The organism is Streptomyces sp. NPDC030799 (assembly GCF_055572255.1).
This window is the reverse complement of sequence record NZ_JBVIDS010000003.1, coordinates 747,727-769,453: the sequence shown is the minus strand read 5'-3', so window position 1 is coordinate 769,453 and position 21,727 is coordinate 747,727. Positions and strand designations below refer to the sequence as shown.

The window sequence follows — 21,727 nt, the reverse complement described above, 5'->3', positions numbered from 1 at the left end:
ATCAGCAGCATGATCGTGCCGTGCATCGTGAACGCCTGGTTGAACTGCTCGTTCGACATGATCTGCAGGCCCGGACGGGCCAGCTCGGCGCGCATGATCAGCGCCATCACGCCGCCGATCAGGAAGAACGCGAACGACGTCGCCAGATAGAGCGTGCCGATCGTCTTGTGATCGGTGGTGGTGAGCCACCGCACCGCCCTGATGCCCCTGATGTCTCTGATCCTGTTCACGCCCCGCCTGTGTCCACGCCCCGCCCACCGGTCACACTCGGACGACGCGATGAGCATCACGGAAGAAGGGTGTGACGATCCGGGCGGTGCCGGACACGAACCGAACATGAGCAACGACGAGATCTTCGCCGCTGCCTATCGCGAGCACTACTGGGCGGTCAGCCGCTATGTCGCGCGGCGACTGCCCGGGCGGGCCGACGAGGTGGAGGAAGTGGTGGCGGAGGTGTTCACGGTCGCCTGGCGACGGCGGCGCGACCTCCCGGACGCGCCGCTGCCCTGGTTGTACGGGGTGGCCCGCAACTGCCTGGCGAACGCGATACGCGGCTACGGCCGCAGGCGACGGCTGCTGCACCGACTGGGCAACGACGAGGCCGCGCACGGCCGGCACGTCGTGGACAGCCCCGATGCGGAGGGCCCCGGCGCCTGGGTGCACGAGGCGCTGGCCCGGCTGTCCCCGGCGGACCAGGAGGTGCTGCGCCTCACGGCCTGGGAGGAACTCGGCACCGACGAGATCGCGGTCGTCCTGGGCTGCGGCACACGGGCGGCAGCCATGCGTCTGCACCGGGCCCGGAACCGCCTCCGTGTCCAGATCGATCGGATACGCCCCGCATCGGCGGCCGACCCGCCACCGGCCGCGACGCCGCTGCCGGCCGACGGACGACCCGACACCGTGCATGCTGTGACCACCGCCCGCGCGACGCCCGCGCAGGAGCACGGTCACGGCCCGCGCCCGCCACGCGCTGCGAGCGTCCACGGCGCGAACCTCAGCAAGGACCACCGACATGCCTGACGACCTCGAACTCCTGCGTCGCGCCAACCCGGTACGGGCCGACGGCCCCCACTTCGGCGACGGACCGCTCGACCACCGCGCCCAGCGGCATCTCGACCGGCTGCTGGGCGAGGAACGCCCATCGCGCCGCGCAAGGCTGCTTGCGCCGCTGCCCGGTCGTACCCCACGCGCCCGGCTGGCCTGGGGCCTCGCCGCCACCGCCGTCGTCCTCGTGACCGCCCTCACCGCTCTGCTCGGTGGGGCGAGCACTCCCGCGGCCGTCGCCGCGCCGCGCCCGCTGGCCGTCCAGGTCCACTCCACGCCCGTACCCCTGAAGGACATGACGGCGCTGGCCGACGCGGCCGCGGCGGACGGCTCGCCGAGCCTGCGCAAGGGGACGCATGTGCAGGTGTGGGCCCTCGGCATGAGCGACGACGAGCCGCCCGTCACCCTCCCCGAGGAACGTGTGGTGCGCTGGCGGGCGGACGCCAGTCACACCGAACTCGTCGTGGCGACCGACCCGCGCACACCCGGCCGCCCCGTCCTCACCGACGAGGGCGACGAGCCACGCCTCGTGACGGACGGTCATGTGCTGAGCCGGACCACCTACCCGCCGAGCTGGAGCGACGCCCCGCCCGAGGCGCCCCCGCCGCACACCGCGGCGGCCCTGCGCGCCTATCTCACCGAGATCGCCCGCCCCGGGATCAACCGCGGCACGGCCCCGCTGAGCACCGGCGAACTCTTCGACGCCGTCGGGGAACTGCTCGACAACTGGACCCTCGGTGCCCGCGAGTCGGCGGCTCTCGTCCGGGTGTTCGCGCAGGCCCACGGGCTGCGGCCGGCCGGGCAGGTGACCGACCGGCTCGGCCGCCCCGGCCAGGCCTATGTGTACGACGCCGGCACCGTCCGGCGCATGCTGATCCTGGAACCGCGCACCGGCGCTGTCCTCGGCATGGAGGCCACCTTCGTCAAGGACGACCCCGAGTACGGCGTGAAGGCCGGAGATGTCATGGGATACAGCGCCTGGATGCGCTGACCTCAGCGCTCACCTTCTGCGCCGACCTCATGCACCGAGCTGCCGGGCGGCGGCCTCGACGGTCTGCTCCAGCAGGGTGGCGATCGTCATGGGGCCGACACCGCCCGGCACCGGCGTGATCAGCGAGGCCCGCTCCACCGCGGAGTCGAAGTCGACGTCGCCGACGTTCCCCGGGTTGTAACCGGCGTCGATCACCACCGCGCCCGGCTTGATGTCCTGACCGCGGATCAGCCGCGGCCGGCCCACCGCGGCGACCACGATGTCCGCCTCCCGGACCGCCGCCGACAGGTCCGCCGTCCGCGAGTGGCAGTACGTCACGGTCGCGTCCCGGGCCAGGAGCAGCATGCCCACCGGCTTGCCGAGGATCGCGCTGCGGCCCACGACCACGGCCCGCTTCCCGGCGGGATCGACGCCGTACTCGTCCAGCAGCCGCAGGATGCCGCCGGGCGTGCAGGAGACGAAGCCCGGCAGGCCGAAGCTCATCGTGGCGAACGAGGCGAAGGTGACGCCGTCGACGTCCTTCTCCGGAGCGATCGCCTCGAACGCGGCCCGCTCGTCGATGTGCTTGCCGGCCGGGTGCTGGAGCAGGATGCCGTGCACGGTCGGGTCGGCCGACAACTCCCGCAGCGCGCCGACGAGTTCGCCGGTGGTCGTGGTGGCGGGCAGGGCCACGTGCCGGGACTCGATACCGGCCTTGCGGCAGCGGTTCTGCTTCATGCGGACGTAGGTCACGGACGCCGGGTCCTCGCCGACGAGCACGGTCGCGAGACAGGGCGCGGTGCCGGTCCGGGCGGTGAGGCCGGCGGCCTTCTTCGCGGTGTCCTCGACGATACGGCGGGCGAGGGCGGTGCCGTCCATGAGACGGGCCTGGGTCATGCTGCACACTCCTGAGCTGGATCGACTCTCTCGCCCAGGCGCGCGGCATCCACCACGGACCGCTCCCCGGTGGTACTCCACCTCAGCGCCAGTCACGGCCCGGGTACAGCGTAACCGAGCACCCGCATGCCCTTCGGCCCGCCCGGAAGCCGGCAGCTTTCGCGGATGCGCCCCGGGCATCCGCCCGAGGGCCGTGCGGGCAGAGAAGGTCCAGGTCAGCCCGGAGGTGACCTGGACCGTGGAGAATCTCCTTCCGGCGTCTGTCATGCCGGTGTGCGCGGCTACTCGTCCCAGGCCTACTCGTCCCAGGCCTGGATGAGCAACTGACTGGCTATCTTGCCGTCACGCAAGGTGACCATCGACTCGGCGAGGACCCGGGTGCCGTCCCCGTACTGGCAGGACTCGGTGAAGGCGGCGTGGTCGCCCTGCACCACGCACTGGTCCAGCTTGTGTGTCATGTCGCGGCTGTAGATGTCGTCCAGCAACTCGGCGATCTGACCCCGGCCGCGCAGCACGGTGGGGTGGCTGGGCTGGTGGTTGTGGTCGACGATGCGGATCTCCGCGTCGTCGGCGTAGAGCGACAGAAGGGTGTTCCCGGTGTTCCCTTCTATGCCCCGGCGCAGTGCCTCGGTGTCGAAGGCGGAACCTGTCGCGGTGCCCATGGTGACCTCCTTCGGGCGCCCGCGGCCCGGCGGGGCGCGGACCACGCGGACCCCCACCCTTCGAGGTTCCTCCGGCCCGGCGGCCACGGCAAGCGCAGCCGTACGCCTTCGCCTGGCAACGGCCCTTGCGGGCCCGTACGCTCGGCCCCGCCCCCGTCACGGCTCTTGCGGGCCGGTGCTCGGCCCCGACCGCAGCAGTGCCCAGTCCCGGGACAGCGCGAAGGCCGCGGTCGTGCCGCCCGGGAGACAGCCCGTGAGGCAGTCCGGGAGCAGGCGGGTGAGCTGGTCCGCGGGGCCCAGTTCCCACCAGGTGCGGACCCCGCCGCGGTGCAGCAGGCCGACGGCCTCCGCGAAACGCAGCGGAGCGCGCCGCACCCAGAACTCCGGATCGGCGGTCTCGACACCCACCGGCCGGGCCGTGACGTCGCAGACCAGGGGGAGACGCGGCGCCCGCGGGTGGAGCGTGGCGAGGGTACGGCCGTACGCGGCGAGGATGCCGTCCGGCCCGGCGGAGCGCGGCCCCCGCGCCGGCGGGCCGCCCAGCAGGCGGGCCAGGGTACCGACCGCGTGACAGGCCTCCGCCAGGGAGAACACACCCGCGGCGTACGCGGCGGCCATCCGCCCGGACGCGTGCCCGAACACCACGTCAGGACGGACGCCCCAACTGCGCAGCAGCCGGTACTGCGCCGCCTGGAGTGCGAAGAGGGCCGGCCCGGCGAACGACTCCCGGTCCAGCAGTGCGGCCGTGCGCGTACCGTCGGCCGCGCACATCACGCAGTGCAGCGGGAGTTCGAGATACGGATCGAGGCGGGCGCAGATCTCGTCGAGCGCGTCGGCGAACACCGGGAAGGCGTCCCGGAGTTCACACGCCGTACCGGGCCGCGGTGCGGCGCCGGCCGAGAACAGGAATGCGGTACGTCCGGTGCGGCCGTCGACAGGCATGCCCCCATTGAGGCACGGCCGGGTCGGGTGCACACACCAGGCAAACTCCCGCAGCCTGCAAAAAGATTGCCATCATAGAATGACGTTATTCGGTCAAATTCTTACTGAATTTGAACCCTTCCCGCAGGGTGAGGGCCCGCCGCTTCGCCCGGCCGCTTCGCCCGGCGGCCGGAAAGATCCACGGTCATCGCCGTGGAACGTCCCGCCGTCGATCCCTCGCGCGTAGGGTCGGCAGGGAAGGCAACCGAGGAAAGGGCCAGAGAATGGCGCAGGAAGTACGCGGCGTGATCGCACCGGGCAAGGACGAGCCCGTACGGGTCGAGACGATCGTGGTGCCGGATCCGGGACCCGGCGAGGCCGTGGTGCGCGTGCAGGCCTGCGGAGTCTGTCATACCGACCTGCACTACAAGCAGGGCGGCATCTCGGACGACTTCCCCTTCCTGCTCGGCCACGAGGCCGCCGGTGTCGTGGAGGCGGTCGGCGACGGCGTGGCCGATGTGGCACCCGGTGACTTCGTCATCCTCAACTGGCGTGCCGTGTGCGGGAATTGCCGGGCGTGTCTGCGCGGCCGGCCCTGGTACTGCTTCAACACCCACAACGCCCGGCAGAGGATGACCCTCGCGGCCACCGGGCAGGAGCTCTCCCCGGCCCTCGGTATCGGCGCGTTCGCCGAGAAGACCCTCGTCGCCGCCGGCCAGTGCACCAAGGTCGACCCGGCCGTCTCCCCGGCGGTCGCCGGCCTGCTGGGCTGCGGCGTCATGGCCGGGATCGGTGCCGCGATCAACACCGGCGGCGTCGGCCGCGGCGACAGTGTCGCGGTCATCGGGTGCGGCGGGGTCGGCGACGCGGCCATCGCCGGGTCGAACCTCGCCGGCGCGGCGAAGATCATCGCCGTCGACATCGACGACCGCAAGCTGGAAAAGGCCCGCACCCTGGGCGCCACGCACACCGTCAACTCCAAGGAGACCGACCCGGTCGCGGCGATCCGCGAGCTGACCGGCGGCTTCGGCGCCGACGTCGTCATCGAGGCCGTCGGCCGCCCGGAGACATACCAGCAGGCCTTCTACGCCCGCGACCTCGCCGGCACGGTCGTCCTCGTCGGCGTCCCCACGCCCGAGATGAAGCTCGAACTTCCCCTGCTGGACGTGTTCGGACGCGGCGGCGCCCTGAAGTCCAGCTGGTACGGCGACTGCCTGCCCTCCCGGGACTTCCCCATGCTGATCGACCTGCACCTGCAGGGCCGGCTGCCGCTCGACGCGTTCGTCACCGAGACCATCGAACTGGACGAGGTGGAGAAGGCGTTCGAGCGGATGCACCACGGTGATGTGCTGCGTTCGGTGGTGGTGCTCTGATGACCGTGCGCATCGAACGCCTCGTCACCTCCGGGCAGTTCACCCTCGACGGCGGCACCTGGGACGTCGAGAACAACGTGTGGATCGTCGGCGACGAACGGGAGGTGATCGTCATCGACGCCGCCCATGACGCCGAGGCCATCGCCCGCGCCGTCGACGACCGGCGCCTGATCGCCATCGTGTGCACGCACGCCCACAACGACCACGTCAACGCCGCACCGGCACTCGCCGACCTCACCGGCGCCACCATCTGGCTGCACCCCGACGACCTGCCGCTGTGGAAGCAGACCCACCCCGACCGCGACCCCGACCGGCATCTCCTGGACGGCCAGGTCATCGAGGCGGCCGGCGCCGACCTGACCGTGCTGCACACCCCCGGCCACGCCCCCGGCGCGGTCTGCCTGTACGACCCCGGGCTCGGCACCGTCTTCACCGGTGACACCCTCTTCCAGGGCGGCCCGGGCGCCACCGGACGCTCCTACTCCCACTTCCCGACGATCATCGACTCGATCCGCGACCGGCTCCTCACCCTCCCCCCGGAGACCAAGGTCCTGACCGGCCACGGCGACGCCACCACCATCGGCGCCGAGGCACCCCACCTGGAGGAATGGATCCGGCGCGGACACTGAGAACCCGCCGGCAACCCCGACAGAGGATGTCCGGCTCTCCCGCGCCGGCGAACGGCGACAGCAGCCGAAGCACACGGGAGGCCGGACACGCCAGGACCGCTCAAGACCAAGGTGGCGCCGGGCTCGGGAGCGCCCCGGTGGACCGCACCGACCGCGAACAAGGGGCCGCCTGGACGTCTTCGTCAGGAAACTGCGCGCGCAAGCACGACGCACCCGCACCCCGCAACGGTCAGGGACACGGCGCTCATCCACCCCCACCCATTCCCTTCCGCAGCCGCCCCAGCAGCTCTCGCGCCGCCGGCAGCATGGGGCCCTCCGAGCGCCACGCCAGGGCCACCCGACCGCGGGCGCGGGGGTCGGCCAAGGGCAGGGTGATGAGGCCCGGCCGGGGGTCGAGACCCGGCAGGACGGCGACCCCGAGGCCGCGAGCCGCCAGCCGGCGCAGCGCGTCCGGGGTCGCCGCCTCCACCGCGATCTGCGGCTGGAAGCCCGCCTCGGCGCACAGCCGCTCCAGTACCCCGCGCATCCCCGTTCCGCGCGGCAGACTGATCAGCCGGTGCCCGCGCAGAGCCGCCGGCGGAACGGCATCGGCGCCGTCGTACTCGACGAACAGGGGGTGTCCGGGCACGGCCGCCGCGACCAGCGGTTCGTCGATCACCACGTGCAGCCCGATGCCCGCCGGCGGCGCCGTACCGGCCACACCGATCACGGCCAGGTCCAGCTCGCCCCGGCGCAGCGCGGCCAGCATCCGCTCCGAGGTGTCCTCGGTGAGGGTGACCTCCACCCGAGGGTGTGCTTCATGGAAGCCCGCCAGCTGCCCGGCCACGTCGAAGGCGTGCGCGAGGGTGCCGGGGACGAGACCGACGGCGACCCGGCCGCGCAGCAGTCCCGTGTACTCCTGCACCGTCTGCCGTACCCCCTCGACGGCCGCGAGTGCGGCCCGCGCGTACGGCAGGACCGCCTCACCCACCTCCGTCGGCCGGACCGAGCGGCCCGAGCGGTCCAGCAACGGCTGCCCCAACTCCCGCTCCAACTGCCGTATTTGCGCGCTCAACCCCGGCTGGGCCAGATGCAACCGCTCGGCGGCCCGCGTGAACCCGGCCTCCTCCACCACGGTCACGAAGTACCGCAGCTGCCTCAACTCCATACCCGCAACTCCATAACCGATCATGCTAGATGCGAGACACAGCATGTCTTGGACTTCCGGCTCCTCCGCCAACACCCTGGAGTCATGGGGAAAGCAGCACGCACCGCGGCGGACGCCGCCACCACGGCCGCCGCCATCGCCGCCGAACGACGAGAACTGGCCGATCTCTTCGAGACGTTGACGCCCGGCCAGTGGGACGCACCCAGCCTGTGCGCGGGCTGGCGGGTACGCGAGGTCGTCGCACACATGTCGATGGGGTTCCGCCACCCGACCGCGCGGGTGCTGTGGGAACTGGTGCAGGCGCGCGGCAGCCTGCACCGTACGACCGACCGGCTCGCCCGCCGCGACGCGACCGCCCACTCCGACGCGGAACTCGCCGCCTTCCTGCGTACCCACGCCCACCACCCCTGGACGCCCCCCATCGGCGGCCTCACCGCGGCCCTCGGCCATGACGTCGTCCACGGCCTGGACGTCACCGTCGCCCTCGGGCTGGAGCGCGACATCCCCGCGGACCGGCTGCGGATCCTCCTCGACGCGATCGACCCGCGCGCCTTCCGTGTCTTCGGCACCGACCTCACCGGCGTACGGCTGTGCGCGGACGACCTCGACTGGTCCTTCGGCTCGGGCGCGCCCCTGTACGGCCGCGGCCAGGACCTACTGCTGGTCGCCTACGGCCGCAGGCTCCCCGCCGGGCGGCTGCACGGTGACGAAGTTCACCGATTCGTCACAGCCTGACCGGAAACGCAACCCCCACGCCCCCTCGCAGGTCTAGTAGTCCGACATTGCGGGAATCGCGCAGGGAGGCACCCGGGGCAGGCCCTGGGCGACAAGGGGAGAAGAAGAATGCACATGGGGGACGTACGCAGACGAGGTGTCGTCGCGCTCGGCGTCACGGCACTGGTGGCACCGCTCACACTGGCGCTCACCGCGGCACCGGCCCAGGCCGCGAGCTGCACCTCGCAGACGGGGCCGTACCAAAGGCAGGTGGAGAAGTTCCTCGGCCGGCCGGTCGACGGCAAGCAGTCCGCCGCCGACTGCACGGCCATCCAGGCCTTCCAGAACAAGCACGGCATCACACCCGCCGTCGGCTACGCCGGACCGGTCACCTGGGGCGTGATGGACCTCATGAACAAGCAGAAGGCCGTCGGGAACAACCCAAACAAGGACGGCGCGTGCCCGGTGAACAAGGGCCGGATCGCCTGCGTGAACCTCACGCTCCAGCTCAGCTGGATCCAGGACGGCAAGAAGCTCGTCTACGGCCCCGTCCCCGTGCGCACCGGCCGCAAGGGCTACACCACCCGCACCGGCCTGAAGAAGATCTACTGGCGGGACATCGATCACGTCTCGAACCTCTACAACGTGCCGATGCCCTACAGCCAGTTCTTCGACGGCGGCCAGGCCTTCCACTCCGTCAACCTGAGCATGTGGAACCCGCCGGGCTCGCACGGCTGCGTCAACATGACCACCAAGAACGCGAAGGCGTACTGGTCGCTGCTGAGGACGGGCGACGACGTCTTCGTCTACGGCCGCAAGCCGGGCACCTGAGCAGTCGGGGCCGGCACATTGACGTGATGAGCAACACGGTCCGGAATGTCCGTATCGGGTGCGCTTGCTCACAGCGTCTTCACGCCGGTCGGCATATGCTTCACAGCATGTCCACCACTGTTGAAGCCGCCCCCGAGCGATCGGCCGCGGAGGTCAACGAGGAGATCAGGGCCCTGTGGCGCCGGTCGGGCGGGACACTGACCACCGAGCAGCGCGCGCAGTACCAGCGCCTCGTGATGGAGTGGGCCGCCGCGACCCCGCGGTCGCAGCGGGCGGCCTGACCGACCTCGCGCGGACCGCACCGAAATCCGTACCAGGGCACCCGTGAGCGCACGGGTGCCCTTCGCACACCACCTCCAGGGCTTCCTCAGCCCCAGGTCGCCGAGTAGTACCGCTGATACGCCTTGCGGTCCTGCTCCGCCCGGATGTAGCGGGTCGCCACCAGCGCGATCAGGCTGCCCGCGATCACCAGCAGCCCGGGGCCGACGTTCCGGGTGTCCGTCAGCCGCGCCAGGAGGGTCTGCCCCGCTGTGCCCGTCACCGGTGCCGAGGAGCCGGGCGAGGCCGCGCTCGGTGCGACCGCACCCTGCGCGGCCGAGGCGGACGGCGCGGGGGAGGCGGAGCCCTGCCCCGCGGCACCGGCGTTCTGCGCGGACACGATCAGCTTGACGTTCAGCGCCGTCATCGCCTTGGTCACCGGCTGGAAGAACGTCGTCCCGCCCGTCGTGCAGTCACCGCTGCCGCCCGAGGTGACACCGAGCGCGATCCCGTCGGAGAACAGCGGACCGCCGCTGTCGCCGGGTTCGGCGCACACATTGGTCTCGATGAGTCCGGTGACCGTCCCCTCGGGATAGTTGACGGTCGCGTTCAACGCGGTGACCGTCCCGTCGTGCAGACCGCTGGTGCTGCCGCTGCGGAAGACCCGCTGCCCTACCGCCGCATCGGCGACACCCGTGATCCGCACCCCGTTGCCGCCGCCGATCGCGACGACATCGGCGCCGTCACCGGCCTTCCCGGAGGCGTACTGCACCAGCGAGAAGTCAGTACCGGGAAAGGCGCTGTTCACCGTACGGCCCAGCTGCTGGTTGCCCTGGTTGTCGGCGAACCACGTCGATCCCGCGGGACCGCAGTGACCGGCGGTGAGAATGAAGTCGCTCTGCCCGTTGGTCACGTTGAACCCCGCCGAGCAGCGGCCACCGGTCGACAGGATCGGCTGGGCACCGTTCAGCCGCGTGGTGAACGTGCCCTTCATGCGCTCCATCCGCACAAAGCCGCCGATCCCCGCGGCGACGTGGCTCATCCGGGACCAGTCCCCGGCGGACACCGTGCTGTCCGCGCGCACCACGACCCGGTTGGTGCGGTAGTCCACCGCCCACGCGGTGCCCGCCACGCGCGGCGCCGCACGCAACGCGGCCGTGGCCGACCTGAGTTCGTCCATGCTGTGCGACACGACCTTCGCCGCTGCTCCCGCGCGCCGTACCTCCCGCGCCGCCGCCTCGTCGGTCACCGCCACGACCGGCCGCCCGTCGGCGCCGATCCAGTTGCCCGCCGTCCGTGCCGTGCCCAGCCGCGCCACCAGCGTGGCGCCGGGGTCCGCGCGGCCGGCGGCCGAGGCGAGCGGTCTGGCGGCGGCCGGAGGCGTCTCGCTCGCCATGGCCGCCTGGGCGACCATCGCGCCCCCCAGGAGGAGTCCGCCGACCGCCGCCAGGCGTGTCACCCGCCTGACGATCCGTCGTCGTGCGTGCCGCATGCAGGGCTCCCGAAGCCGAACCGTACGCGCGCTGCCGAGGGCCGGCGGCGCGAGGCCCTCGGGTCGTCGAGGGCCCGCACCTCCATACGCGGCCCGCAGCCGCCGCGTTCACCGCCGGCCGGGATCTGTGCTGCCCGGGTTCAGTTCTTGCGGGCCACCCCGCCGAACATCGCGACCTCCTCCGGCTCGGCCCCGTGGTCGTGCTCGGGGCGCCAGCGCGAGCAGGACACGACACCCGGCTCCAGCAGTTCGAGACCGTCGAAGAACCGGGCCACGTCCTCGGGCGTGCGCTGGGTCAGCTTCGGTGTGCCGTGCTCGTTCCAGAACCTCACCGCCTCGTCCACGTCCGGCATCGACGGGTGGGTGACGGTGTGCGACAGCACCAGGTGACTGCCCGCCGGCAGCCGGTCCGTCAACTGCCGTACCAGACCGTACGGATCCTCTTCGTCGCCGATGAAGATGACCACGCCGAGCAGCATCAGCGCCACCGGCTCACTGAAGTCCAGTGTCTTCGCCGCGTGTTCGAGGATCGCGTCGACGTTGCGCAGATCCTCGTCCAGATAGTCCGTACGGCCCTCCTGCGTGCTCGTCAGCAGGGCACGCGCATGCGCGAGGACCAGCGGGTCGTTGTCGACGTACACGATCCGCGACTCGGGCGCGATGCGCTGGGCGACCTCGTGCGTGTTGTCGGCGGTGGGCAGCCCGGTGCCGATGTCCAGGAACTGCCGGATGCCGGCCTCACCGACCAGGTGGCGTACGGCCCGGCCGAGGAACAGCCGGTCGGCGCGCGCGTACTCGCCGATGCCCGGGTGCAGTTGGCGGATCTGGTCGCCGGCCGCGCGGTCGACCTCGTAGTTGTCCTTGCCGCCGAGCCAGTAGTTCCAGATCCGGGCGGTGTGCGGCTGGCCGGTGTTGATACGGGCGCGCAGCGACACGGCCACGTCGTCGGTGGCTGCCGGGTTGTCGGTCACGTGGGTCAGCTCCTGGATACGGATGAGATGCCTGACGAGGGTTGCACCGTGCAAGACGCAATCTAGACGCCCGAGTTGATCTCCGCCCCGCGCGTCCCCGATTTCCGCCCGTGCCCGCTGCCCCCGCAGCCCCTATCGTGAGCCTCATGACGAGCATCCCGCACGGCACTCCCGGCGAAGGCGACCCGCTGCGCGCCCTCGGCCTGGAGCAGCTGCGCCGTCGTACGAGCATGAAATGGCGCACCTACCCCGAGGACGTGCTGCCGCTGTGGGTGGCCGAGATGGACGTACCGCTCGCCGGGCCCGTGGTCCGCGCCGTGACCGACGCGCTCGCACTCGGCGACACCGGGTACCCGGCGGGCACCGCCTACGCCGAGGCGCTGGCCGCGTTCGCCGCCGCACGCTGGAACTGGGACGGGATCGCCGTCGAGCGCACCGCGATCGTGCCGGACGTGATGCTCGGCGTGGTCGAGATGATCAAACTGGTCACCGGGCCCGGCGATCCCGTGATCGTCAACCCGCCGGTGTATCCGCCGTTCTTCCAGTTCGTCACCCACATGGACCGCCGGGTGGTCGAAGCCCCGCTCGGCGCGGATCGGCGCCTCGACCCGGCCGCGCTGGAGGAGGCGTTCCGGCAGGCGACCGCCGGTGCCGGCCCCGCCGCTTCCCGGCGCGCCGCCTACCTGCTGTGCAGCCCGCACAACCCCACCGGCACCGTCCACACCGCCGCCGAACTGACGGCCGTCGCGGCCCTGGCCGAGCGGTACGGCGTCCGGGTCGTCGCGGACGAGATCCACGCCCCGCTCGTCACCCCCGGCGTCCCCTTCGTGCCGTACCTGAGCGTCCCCGGAGCCGAGAGCGGACTGTCCCTGATGTCGGCCTCCAAGGGCTGGAACCTGGCCGGTCTCAAGGCCGCCGTCGCCCTCGCCGGACCGAAGGCCGCCGCCGACCTCGACCGGCTCCCCGAGGAGGTCGGCCACGGTCCCAGCCACATCGGCGTCATCGCCCACACCGCCGCCCTGCGCGAGGGCACCGGCTGGCTGGACGCCCTGCTGGCCGGGCTGCAGGCCAACCGGACCCTGCTCGCGGCCCTGCTCACCGAGCACCTGCCCGCAATCCGCCCGCAGCCCGCCGAGGCCACCTGTCTGGCATGGCTCGACTGCCGCGCCCTCGGCCTCGGTGACGACCCCGCACAGGTCTTCCTCGACCGCGGCAGGGTCGCCCTCAGCTCGGGCCTGCCCTTCGGCACCGGCGGCGCGGGGCACGTACGGCTGAACCTGGCGACCTCTCCCGAGATCCTCACCGAGGGCGTACGGCGCATGGCGGCGGCCCTCACGTGAACGTGCGGTCATGGAAGCCTGACGGTGCAGTCATGGCGGCCTGACCGGGCGGTCACGGAAGCGGCCTGGCCTCCTAGACTGCCCGGCATGGACGACACGCGGCTGGACCGGCTCGGCTCCGGCAAGTACCTGCTGGTGACCAGCTACCGCAAGAACGGCACTCCGGTCGCCACTCCGGTCTGGGTGGTCCGCGACGGTGACACCCTCGGGGTCTGGACCGCCGCCGACAGCTTCAAGGTCAAGCGGATACGGCGCCGCCCCGACGTCCTCGTCGGCCCCTGTGACCTGCGCGGCAACCCCACCGGCGAGCAGCTGCCGGCCACCGCGGAGATCACGGACGCCGCCACCACCGCCCGCTACCGGGACCTCGTCGCCCGCAAGTACGGCATCGTCGGCCGCCTCACCCTGCTCGGCAGCAGGCTGCGGCGCGGCACGGACGGCACGGTCGGCATCCGGGTGACCCTCGCCGAGTGAGGGCCACCCGGAACCGGCCCGCTACGACGCGTCCAGCACCGATCCGGACAGCACCAGCCCATCGGGGCGCGGCTCACCGGTCTGCATGTCGATCTGCTGGAACCGCACCGATTCCGTCTGCTCCCTCACCCGGTCCTTCACCGTCGGCACGGTGATGTCCGCGCTCGTCCGCCCCGCCGGGATGTCGACCCACAGGGTGAGACCGGCGACCTTCGAAAGAGGCCGCTCCGGGTCGGGCTTCGCCCCGGCGGTGTCCCGCAGCCAGCGCGCCGGGACGTCCTTCGTGGACAGCTCCGGCGCGGTGGCCGGCACCACCGCGAACATCGCGCTCATGTCCACGTCGACCGCCTTCGACAGGGACAGCCGCCACTTCAGGGAGTGCCCCTCCGTGACCCGGCCGTCGACCGGCGTGACGGTCATCGCCGGAGCCGGATCGTCGTCGTGGACGGTGATCCCGCCCCGGTAGGAGCCGACGACCGCCCCGCGGACCGCCTTGACCAGGACGTCGTACGTCACGTCCGTGCCATACCGGGTGTTGCCCTTCACCTGGACCGGTACGTCGATGTCATGGCCGCCGGGGTGCACCGTCACCAGCCGGTCCTTGGCCTTCCCGGTGGCCGGGTCGACGACGTACACCCGGACCTGCCCGCTGCCGTGGCCCGACACACGCACCGGAACGCGGTAGGTGCGCACGCCCGAGTCACCCTCGTCCACCGTGCGGCGGCCGATGTCCACGCGGGGCAGCCGGGCCGCCTGTGCCGCGGGCGTTCCCGGCCGCCAGCCCCATGCGTCCATCAGCCAGGCCTGCCCGGACGCCGAACGCGCCGTCAGCTCCAGGGACTTGACCGAACCGAGCGACAGCCCGGCGCGGGTGGCCGCCGTCAGCGGCACCCGGAACTCGCGCGCCCAGTAGGACGTGGTCCGCTCGCTGCCGGGCAGCCCGTCGGCACTGATGCGGCCCAGCCCGGCCGTACGGCCGGAGGTGTCGGTGAGGGACACGTCCATCCGGGTGCCCCGGGAGTTCGGCGGCACGAACAGCCGCAGCGCCAGCGCCTTGGCGCCGGACAGTGACACGGGCTGCTGCAGGCTGATGCGGGCCGGGGCACCGGCGCGTGTCCAGCGCAGCGCGATCGCGTGCCGGCCGGTCTCCCGGCCGGTCTCCCACCGCGCGAAGTGCGGCGACGCGCCCTTCGCGCCCTGCTCCAGACAGGCCTTGGCCGGGCTGGGATCCACCGCGTCGCACAGCCGGGCGCCGGTCACCGCCACCCCGCCGTCGGGAAGGAACCCGGCACCCCGGCGCGCGCCCACCGCGTGGCTGAGCACCCGCGCCGGATCCGCCGACGGGGCGCGCTTCCCGGAGCCGTCCAGCAGCGGCCGCACCCGGTCGTCGCCGGCGAGGAACAGCCGTGCGGCGGCCGCGATGTACGTCGAACCGGCCCGGTGCTGCTGGTCGGCGGTGAGCCGGGTCGCCGCGTGCTTGCCGCAGACCCGGTCCGGGTGGTCCGGGTCGTCGGAGAAGTCGTCCTCGGCGGGGGCCGCGGCCTGGCCCGGCGTCCACTCGGAGTTGAAGAAGTTGTGGTCGGCGCCGATGACGTACACGGCACTGTGCAGCGCCCTGCCGTTGCCGACCGCGCGGGTGCCGTCGACGTAGATCTCGCCCTGCAGGTCGGAGACGTCACCGTCGCAGCCGGGCAGGATCGTCACGGACGGCACGTCGGGCACCGGGTTCTGGCCGAAGACGGTGGGGCCGACGAGGACGGTGCCACGGATGGTCCAGCGGACCGGGCCGGGAGCGCCGTCCTGGTCGGCGGGCGGCGGATAGAGGCTGTCCAGGGCTGCCCGGTCGACACCCTCGCCGCCCCGGGAATGCCCGACGAGCAGCACGCGCGACAGATCGGCGCGGGGCGACCGGCGTACGACGGACGGCGCGGTCTCGGGGTGTGCGGCCCAGTCCGCCCACCGGGCCAGGTGCAGCCGCACCAGCGAGGAGCGGGCCTGCGCGCCGCCGTCCTCGGCCGCGGAGTCCTGGCCGTTGATCCCGTTGGCGGAGACCGAGACGGTCACATAGCCCTGGGAGGCGAGGAGTTTCTGGTCGCGCAGATAGCCGCGGTGACTCGGCACGGGCTTCATGCCGGCCCTGCACGGCCAGTCGCCGGTGATGTCCTGGCCCTTGTAGCAGGTGAAGTGGCGGCCGTGCAGGAACAGCGCGAGCGGACGTCTGCCGGACGCGCCGACCGGGGCGACGACCACCCCCCGCATCTCCACCGGCGCCGAAAGGCCCGGCAGTTTCACCGAGTTCAGGCTGTACTCGCCGGTCCGGGTCCGGTACGGACCGGGCTTGCCGGGATCGACCTCGTTCGCGGGCAGCGGGGCCGGTGGCCGGGGCGTGGACGAGGCCCCGGGTCTGTCCGGCGCGCCGGTGGTGGTCCGCGCGTCCAGCCGGCGCCCACCGGACCACACCTGCAGTCCCGCCAGCTCCCGCCGCGCCGTGGCCCGGTGTCCGTCCAGCGGCAGCCGGAAGGTGCGCCCGTCCGCACCGGGCCGGGGCACTCCCAACAGCCGGCCGTCCGACCGGAATTCGACCCTGGCGTCACCCATCGGCACCGGCCGGTCCGACCGCCACACCAGCTGGGGCGCCGACCGGCCGCCGTCGACCCGCCACCCCGGTGGCAGCGTCCCGTCCCCCGAGGAGGTCGACCCGCTTGTCTGTGACGGTGGTTGAGCCTGGGCCACTGCCGCCCCTGGGGATGCCCCCGCCACCGCGAGCAACGCGGCAGCGGTCACCCATATGCGCCGGGCACGGACCACTGTTCCTCCTTCAGCCCCCGAATTCGGGCTCCCATCCGTCCCGGGAGCCCCTCGCTTCCGGAGGACGGAAGGGGGAGTTTGCGGGTTGCCTGTGAAGGAGACGTGGTCGATCGGATCGGGCCACTACGGCAATGGGGGTGGATCCGGCGAGTCGGCCGGGATCCGCGCCTCGGCCACCGGACGCGCCGGGGCGCTCCCCGCGCCGTCAGGTCCAGGCGCTCCGGTAGGCCTCGTCCAGCAGCTGGAAGACCGGCTCGCCGCGCACCGGATCCTGGGCGGTGGACAGCCGGACCCGGTCTCCGCTGTGGATGCCGACCGGCGGACCCATGACCCGGCCCCGTACGACGAACCCCTCGGCCATCTCGATCAGCGAGACATTGCGTGCCGCGGGCGTGTTGCGGTGCACCACGGTGGAGTGCCGGACCGTGCCGACGCCCTCGCTGCGCTCCGTGCGCAGCTCGCTGCCCTGGCACACCGGACACAGCAGCCGGTGGTACATCGCGGTGCCGCACCACGTGCACCGCTGGAAGACGATGGCCTCCTTGGAGTCCGCGGAGACGGGATCGAGAACTCCCGCCGCGGAGCCGGATGCCGGATGCGAGGCGTTTGCTGAGTGGTGGTACACGCTGGTCAACTCCCTGCGCTCGGCCGGAATCCCGCGTGTCCGGCGCGCACCGGGCACACGCGTGCGCGGCAGCCGTGCCACCGTGCACGCCGACAGAGTATGGCACTCAGTGTCACTCGTAAAGGCACTCCGTACCCCTATTTCATGGACGTGTGCCCTCAGCCGCGGCCCAGAGCCGCCTCCAGCTCCTGCACCACCCGCCACAGCGGGGCGTCGCGGCGGGAGACCAGCACCACCACGTCGTCGGGACGGCCCTCCGGCTCGCCGCCCGGCACCGGGCCGGTCGGGGCGGGCCGTGCGGCGGGCTCGGGGGCGTGCCCGAAGACCTTCTGCACATGTCCCAGCGCATGGTCCACCGCCGCGCCCGGGTCGCCGAGGCCGTCCGCACGCAGCCAGGAGCGCAGGGCGTTGTTGTGCGCGGCGACGACCGCAGCCGCGACCACGTCGGCCCGCAGCATCCCGTCGGGCCGTCCGGCGAACCGCCCGCGCAGGTACTCGGCGAGTGCGCGCTCGTAGCGCCACACGACCGACAGCTCGTAGGCGCGCAGGCCCGGCACCTGCTTGGTGAGGCGGTAGCGCTGCACGGAGAACGTGGGGTTCTCCGCGTACATCCCCAGTACCAGGCGGGCCGCGTCGCACACCCGCCGCACCGGTTCGTGCTCCTCGCCGCCCGCGGCGAGGAAGGCGGTCATGTCGGCCAGGCAGCGCTCGTGGTCGGGGAAGACCACGTCCTCCTTGGAGGGGAAGTAGCGGAAGAACGAGCGTCGGCCGACCCCGGCGAGAGCCACGATGTCGTCCACGGTGGTCTGCTCGTACCCGCGTTCCAGGAAGAGCTGGAAGGCCGCCGCGACGAGGGCCTCCCGCATCGGCGGCTTCGCGGCCGGCGCCGCGCTGCTGGAGCTCATGAAGGGGAACGTAGCACCCGGAAGGGCATCATGACACTCAGTGCAGGTCGAGTGGCCTTGCGGGGGAACTGAGTGCTATGAGAGCGCCCATCGGGTGGGTGACGGGCCGGGTGACAGCGCAGCGGACCCCGCGCGGCACCGCGGACCGCACCGCGACGTAACCTTTCTCCACCGTGCCGCGACCGGCCCGTGCCGGCAGGCATCCGCCTCCGGGCGCCGGGCGACCGGCCGGCCCGACACCGGCGCACCGCCCGAGGAGATGCCCCATGCCCGCCGCCCGCCCCCGCCTGCTCTACGTCACCGACCTGGCGTACGAGGCCCGCGGGCGCCGCTACTGCGACGAGGACATCTTCCTCACCTCACGGCTCCGCGCCCGGTTCGACCTCGCCCTGTGCCATCCGCAGGACGCCGCGGCGCTGATGGACGGCTTCGACGCCGTGATCGTCCGCAACAGCGGGCCCGTCCTCGCCCACCGGAGCGCGTACGACGCCTTCCGCGCCCGAGCACTCAGCACCGGCACGCGCGTGTACAACCCGCTCACCGGCAAGGCCGACATGGCCGGCAAGCAGTACCTGCTCGACCTGAGCGCCGCCGGTTTCCCCGTCATCCCGACGGTCGGCCGCGCCGAGCACCTGCATCTGCTGCCGGCCGCCGAGCGGTACGTGGTCAAGCCGATGCTCGGCGCGGACTCCCTCGGCCTGCGGACCGTCCCCGCCGATCAGGTCGCCGCGCTCGCCACCGGCCAGATACTGATCCAGCCCTGCGTCGACTTCGTCCACGAAGTGTCCTTCTACTTCGTCGACGACGACTTCTGGTACGCCCTGTACGCCCCGGACCCGGAGCGCCGCTGGGAGCTCGAACCGTATGCGGCCACCGCCGCCGACCTGGAGTTCGCCCGTCGTTTCATCGACTGGAACGACCTCGGCACGGGCATCCAGCGCGTCGACGCCTGCCGCACCCGCGACGGCGGCCTCCTGCTGGTCGAACTGGAGGACCTGAACCCCTACTTGTCCCTCGACGCCCTGCCGGAGGAAGCCAGGGACGCCTTCGTCACCGTGTTCACCGCGTCCCTGGACCGGTTCGTACAGGGAGCGCTCAGCCCAGCCTGACCGCGACCCGCTGGGTGGCCCCGGCCGTGCCCGACAGGTCCCCGAAGGCCAGTGTCAGCGTGGCGCCGGTGGCCGCCGAGGCGAGCGTGGCCGGCGCGGACGTCACCGCGGCGACCGCCCGCCGCCAGGTCAGAGTGAGGCTCGTGCGCATGCGCATCGGATCGCTCACGGCGATCACGGCGGTGCCGTCCTGCCTCTCGCTGATCATCACACAGCACGGATCGCTCGCGGTGAGCGTTCCGACCGATCCGCCGGCCCAGAAGTTCACCCCGGTGAAGCCGAGCGAGGGGACGGTCACCCCTTGCCGGCTGTTCGTGTTGGCCGGCACGCTCAGCCAGTTCGCGTCCGCGGCGCGGGCCCGGGTACGGGCCGCAGTGGCACCCGGCAGCAGGAGGTAGGCGTACGACGCGTTCGCCGGGTCGGTGCCGTGATCGACGTACATCGTCAGGTACGTGCGGTTCAGGACAGTGCTGGAGCCGCCCTTGTTGAGCGCGGCCCAGCTGCCGTCGCGGGCGTCGCGCAGCGCGCGCACCGTCGCCCCGCCCGGGAAGACATAGCCGCCGTGCCCTCCGATGTGCGCCCACTTCGCCCCGGTCAGTGTGGCCGACCAGGGGGAGGAGGCGGGCTGGACCGTGCCGTCCACCGTGAACGGCGCGCCGCCGGCCGGGCCGAGGTTGCGGTTCTCGACCGTCGTCTCCACGGCCGTGCCGTCCGCGCATGTGATGCCCGCGCCCAGACACACGACCGCGTCGTCCAGGAAGAACCACGACTTCTTCGCCACGAGCGTCGACTGCAGGCCCTTGAGGTGCTGCCCGACGGCGGCCCACTGCCCGTCCGTGGCCCCTCCCACCCAGTTCACGTCCGGCTTCGCGGCACCCCAGTCACCGCCCGCCGCGTCGGCCAGCACCTTGCGCGAGACGGTCGTCCCGGGCAGCCGGTACGGGTCGACCGTGGGCCAGAAGGCGTCGCTGTACTGGCCGTTGCCGAAGGTGCCGCCCCACCAGTAGAGCATCCCGGCACCGGTGTGCCAGCCGCGCAGGTTCTCGCCGTTGCCGGTCTCGTAGTAGGTGATCCGCCTGTCGGCCATGCTCAGCGCGGCCGCCCAGCCGGGCCTGCGGTGTGTCGCCCGCGCCATGGACGGAAACAGCCGGTGCCCGGTCGGCTCGGCCACCGCCGTCACCGTCCCGTCGTCCTGCACTCCCTTGAGCCGTGCCAGATGCGGCAGGCTCAGCACCGGGTCGGCGAGCGGCGGGCTGTAGTGGTCGCGCTGCATCCAGCCCTTCACCAGAGCCCGCCAGCGGGCGTTCTCGGCCGCGCTCGCGCCCTGCCCGAGCAGCACGATCGCCCCGAGGACAGGGTGGCCGCGCACGTGATCGTCCTGCTGGATCCGCTGCGGGTCCGCCGCCGCGAGCCCACGGCTGATCGCCCGGCCCGCGACAGCGTCCATGACCAGGCCGTTGTAGAGGAACGGCGCCCAGGCGTGCTCCACCGCGTCGAACACGATCTGCCGGTTCGGGTCCGTCACCGCCCAGCTGGAGCCCGCCAGCAGCGCGAACAGCAGCCCGAGCCCGCCGAGCATGACCGAGCCGTACGAGCCGGTGTACGGCACCGTCGTGTGCTGGATGAACGAGCCGTCGGCGTACAGCCCGTCGCCGGAGGTGACGTACGGGAAGACGGGGGAGAGGGCATCGCGGGCCAGCGCCACCTTCGCCGCGCTCGCCCCCACGATCCCGCGCAGGGCCAGCACCCGGCACAGATCGACCCGGTTCGCGCCCGTGCTGGTGCCGCTGTAGCTGCCAACCGCCGAGTCGGGCACGAAGTGGTCCACCGCGGCGAGACAGCCGGCGAGCTGCGCGGCCGACAGGGCGTTGTACATCAGCACGCACACGTCCAGCAGCGCCTGCGGGGCGCCGATCTGCCAGCTGTACCAGTTGCCGTACCATGTCCGGTTCGCGTTGTAGACGTCGTCGTGCAGATGGTCCAGGCCCGTGAGGATCGCGTCCCGCAGGTCCGTGTCGCCGGTCAGCCCGGTCCCGGGCTGGCCGTAGGCCTGGGCGAGCGTGCTCAGCCGGGCGTAACTGGTGTGCATGTTGCCCGAGCGGCCGACCGACTCCTGGTCGGTGTCCGGACCCGGGTCGGCATAGACCAGGTCGGGCCACAGGGAGCCGGCGGTGGGAACCATCGTGGCCCGGTGCCGGCTCGCCGTCCTCCCCAGGCCGGCGAGCCTGCTCTTGAATGGTTCGGCCGTGGCGCTGAACCCCTCGCCGAGGATCAGGGCGCGCCACCTCGCGCGGAGTGTCGCGAACTCGTCCGACGCCGCAGGCGCGCGGGTGCCGAGGCCCAGGGCGAGCGTGGTTCCCGAACAGACGGTCAGAAAGCCGCGGCGTGACCAAGGAATCGTCATGTCGGCGCTTTCTAGCATGCGCTTTCTCAAGGGCTCGACCGTTCGTGCGGAGTTGAGTGTTCCGATCGCTCGATGGGGTGACCCGAGGCCGTTCGGCGGAGTGGGCCGCGCGCTTGAACGGGGGTGTCGTCCGGACCGTATCTGAGCACGGGG

General features: G+C 72.3%; 21 protein-coding genes and 1 riboswitch. Of the genes, 10 read left to right on the top strand and 11 right to left on the bottom strand.

Features of this window, described 5'->3' with window-relative positions:
* Positions 1-338, bottom strand: a 338-nt coding sequence (locus tag ACZ41I_RS10945) for a cbb3-type cytochrome c oxidase subunit I (RefSeq protein WP_468513880.1), incomplete at its 3' end; no start/stop codon positions are given.
* Here ACZ41I_RS10945 and ACZ41I_RS10940 point away from each other — a divergent pair.
* Both ACZ41I_RS10940 and ACZ41I_RS10935 read left to right on the top strand, forming a co-directional pair.
* Positions 337-1,020 (top strand): RNA polymerase sigma factor, encoded by a 684-nt coding sequence (locus ACZ41I_RS10940; protein ID WP_363219831.1) that lies wholly within the window; start codon positions 337-339, stop codon positions 1,018-1,020. The two genes, ACZ41I_RS10945 and ACZ41I_RS10940, sit on opposite strands and share 2 nt — an antisense overlap.
* Positions 1,013-2,035, top strand: coding sequence for a CU044_5270 family protein (locus ACZ41I_RS10935; RefSeq protein WP_399769838.1), 1,023 nt, complete (start codon positions 1,013-1,015; stop codon positions 2,033-2,035). The genes ACZ41I_RS10940 and ACZ41I_RS10935 overlap by 8 nt, the downstream gene beginning before the upstream one ends.
* 27 nt (positions 2,036-2,062) lie before the next feature.
* On the opposite strand, the gene ACZ41I_RS10930 is transcribed toward ACZ41I_RS10935, so the two are convergent.
* From ACZ41I_RS10930 to ACZ41I_RS10920, 3 genes are all read right to left on the bottom strand, one after another.
* Positions 2,063-2,911 carry a bifunctional 5,10-methylenetetrahydrofolate dehydrogenase/5,10-methenyltetrahydrofolate cyclohydrolase gene (locus tag ACZ41I_RS10930; RefSeq protein ID WP_468326313.1) on the bottom strand — a complete coding sequence of 283 codons (849 nt, stop codon included), beginning with the start codon at positions 2,909-2,911 and terminating at the stop codon, positions 2,063-2,065.
* A 25-nt stretch (positions 2,912-2,936) separates the two neighbouring features.
* A riboswitch (ZMP/ZTP riboswitch) is annotated at positions 2,937-3,017 on the bottom strand.
* Between the two features lie 190 nt (positions 3,018-3,207).
* On the bottom strand, positions 3,208-3,573 hold the full coding sequence (locus ACZ41I_RS10925) for a nuclear transport factor 2 family protein (protein WP_399769833.1): 366 nt from the start codon (positions 3,571-3,573) through the stop codon (positions 3,208-3,210).
* A 156-nt stretch (positions 3,574-3,729) separates the two neighbouring features.
* Complete coding sequence (locus ACZ41I_RS10920; RefSeq protein WP_468513855.1) at positions 3,730-4,515, bottom strand: acyltransferase domain-containing protein; 786 nt, start codon at positions 4,513-4,515, stop codon at positions 3,730-3,732.
* Between the two features lie 263 nt (positions 4,516-4,778).
* Between ACZ41I_RS10920 and ACZ41I_RS10915 the strand changes: the two genes are divergently transcribed.
* Both ACZ41I_RS10915 and ACZ41I_RS10910 read left to right on the top strand, forming a co-directional pair.
* Entirely contained in the window at positions 4,779-5,867 is a 1,089-nt protein-coding gene (locus ACZ41I_RS10915; protein ID WP_468513854.1) for an S-(hydroxymethyl)mycothiol dehydrogenase, read from the top strand.
* On the top strand, positions 5,867-6,496 hold the full coding sequence (locus ACZ41I_RS10910; protein ID WP_363219825.1) for an MBL fold metallo-hydrolase: 630 nt from the start codon (positions 5,867-5,869) through the stop codon (positions 6,494-6,496). Before ACZ41I_RS10915 ends, ACZ41I_RS10910 begins: the two co-directional genes overlap by 1 nt.
* Before the next feature lie 244 nt (positions 6,497-6,740).
* Here ACZ41I_RS10910 and ACZ41I_RS10905 read toward each other — a convergent pair whose 3' ends face one another.
* A complete protein-coding gene (locus ACZ41I_RS10905; RefSeq protein WP_363219824.1) occupies positions 6,741-7,643 on the bottom strand; it encodes a LysR family transcriptional regulator in 903 nt (300 codons plus the stop codon).
* A gap of 84 nt (positions 7,644-7,727) precedes the next feature.
* Between ACZ41I_RS10905 and ACZ41I_RS10900 the strand changes: the two genes are divergently transcribed.
* The 3 genes from ACZ41I_RS10900 (at position 7,728) to ACZ41I_RS10890 (ending at position 9,469) form a co-directional block, all read left to right on the top strand.
* A complete protein-coding gene (locus ACZ41I_RS10900; protein WP_468513853.1) occupies positions 7,728-8,378 on the top strand; it encodes a maleylpyruvate isomerase family mycothiol-dependent enzyme in 651 nt (216 codons plus the stop codon).
* Positions 8,379-8,492: 114 nt separating this feature from the next.
* Positions 8,493-9,188 (top strand): L,D-transpeptidase family protein, encoded by a 696-nt coding sequence (locus ACZ41I_RS10895; protein WP_363219822.1) that lies wholly within the window; start codon positions 8,493-8,495, stop codon positions 9,186-9,188.
* Positions 9,189-9,283: 95 nt separating this feature from the next.
* Positions 9,284-9,469, top strand: a complete 186-nt coding sequence (locus tag ACZ41I_RS10890) for a hypothetical protein (RefSeq protein ID WP_363219821.1) — start codon at positions 9,284-9,286, stop codon at positions 9,467-9,469.
* A gap of 86 nt (positions 9,470-9,555) precedes the next feature.
* Here ACZ41I_RS10890 and ACZ41I_RS10885 read toward each other — a convergent pair whose 3' ends face one another.
* Complete coding sequence (locus ACZ41I_RS10885; RefSeq protein WP_468513852.1) at positions 9,556-10,938, bottom strand: S1 family peptidase; 1,383 nt, start codon at positions 10,936-10,938, stop codon at positions 9,556-9,558.
* A gap of 140 nt (positions 10,939-11,078) precedes the next feature.
* Positions 11,079-11,909 (bottom strand): SAM-dependent methyltransferase, encoded by an 831-nt coding sequence (locus ACZ41I_RS10880; protein WP_399769816.1) that lies wholly within the window; start codon positions 11,907-11,909, stop codon positions 11,079-11,081.
* 146 nt (positions 11,910-12,055) lie between these two features.
* On the opposite strand from ACZ41I_RS10880, the gene ACZ41I_RS10875 reads away from it, so the two are divergent.
* Positions 12,056-13,249, top strand: coding sequence for a MalY/PatB family protein (locus ACZ41I_RS10875; RefSeq protein WP_468513851.1), 1,194 nt, complete (start codon positions 12,056-12,058; stop codon positions 13,247-13,249).
* Positions 13,250-13,336: 87 nt separating this feature from the next.
* A complete protein-coding gene (locus ACZ41I_RS10870) occupies positions 13,337-13,723 on the top strand; it encodes a PPOX class F420-dependent oxidoreductase (RefSeq protein WP_399769810.1) in 387 nt (128 codons plus the stop codon).
* A 21-nt stretch (positions 13,724-13,744) separates the two neighbouring features.
* Here the strand turns inward: ACZ41I_RS10870 and ACZ41I_RS10865 are convergent, their stop codons facing one another.
* The 3 genes from ACZ41I_RS10865 to ACZ41I_RS10855 form a co-directional block, all read right to left on the bottom strand.
* The gene (locus tag ACZ41I_RS10865) at positions 13,745-16,531 is read right to left on the bottom strand and encodes an alpha/beta hydrolase (protein ID WP_468513850.1); all 2,787 of its coding nucleotides are present in this window, start codon (positions 16,529-16,531) and stop codon (positions 13,745-13,747) included.
* A 205-nt stretch (positions 16,532-16,736) separates the two neighbouring features.
* A complete protein-coding gene (locus ACZ41I_RS10860; RefSeq protein WP_468513849.1) occupies positions 16,737-17,156 on the bottom strand; it encodes a Zn-ribbon domain-containing OB-fold protein in 420 nt (139 codons plus the stop codon).
* Between the two features lie 158 nt (positions 17,157-17,314).
* The gene (locus ACZ41I_RS10855; protein WP_468513848.1) at positions 17,315-18,061 is read right to left on the bottom strand and encodes a TetR family transcriptional regulator; all 747 of its coding nucleotides are present in this window, start codon (positions 18,059-18,061) and stop codon (positions 17,315-17,317) included.
* 266 nt (positions 18,062-18,327) lie between these two features.
* Between ACZ41I_RS10855 and ACZ41I_RS10850 the strand changes: the two genes are divergently transcribed.
* Entirely contained in the window at positions 18,328-19,170 is an 843-nt protein-coding gene (locus ACZ41I_RS10850; protein ID WP_468513847.1) for an ATP-grasp domain-containing protein, read from the top strand.
* Here the strand turns inward: ACZ41I_RS10850 and ACZ41I_RS10845 are convergent.
* A complete protein-coding gene (locus tag ACZ41I_RS10845; RefSeq protein WP_468513846.1) occupies positions 19,157-21,574 on the bottom strand; it encodes a polysaccharide lyase 8 family protein in 2,418 nt (805 codons plus the stop codon). The two genes, ACZ41I_RS10850 and ACZ41I_RS10845, sit on opposite strands and share 14 nt — an antisense overlap.
* Between the last annotated feature and the right edge of the window lie 153 nt (positions 21,575-21,727).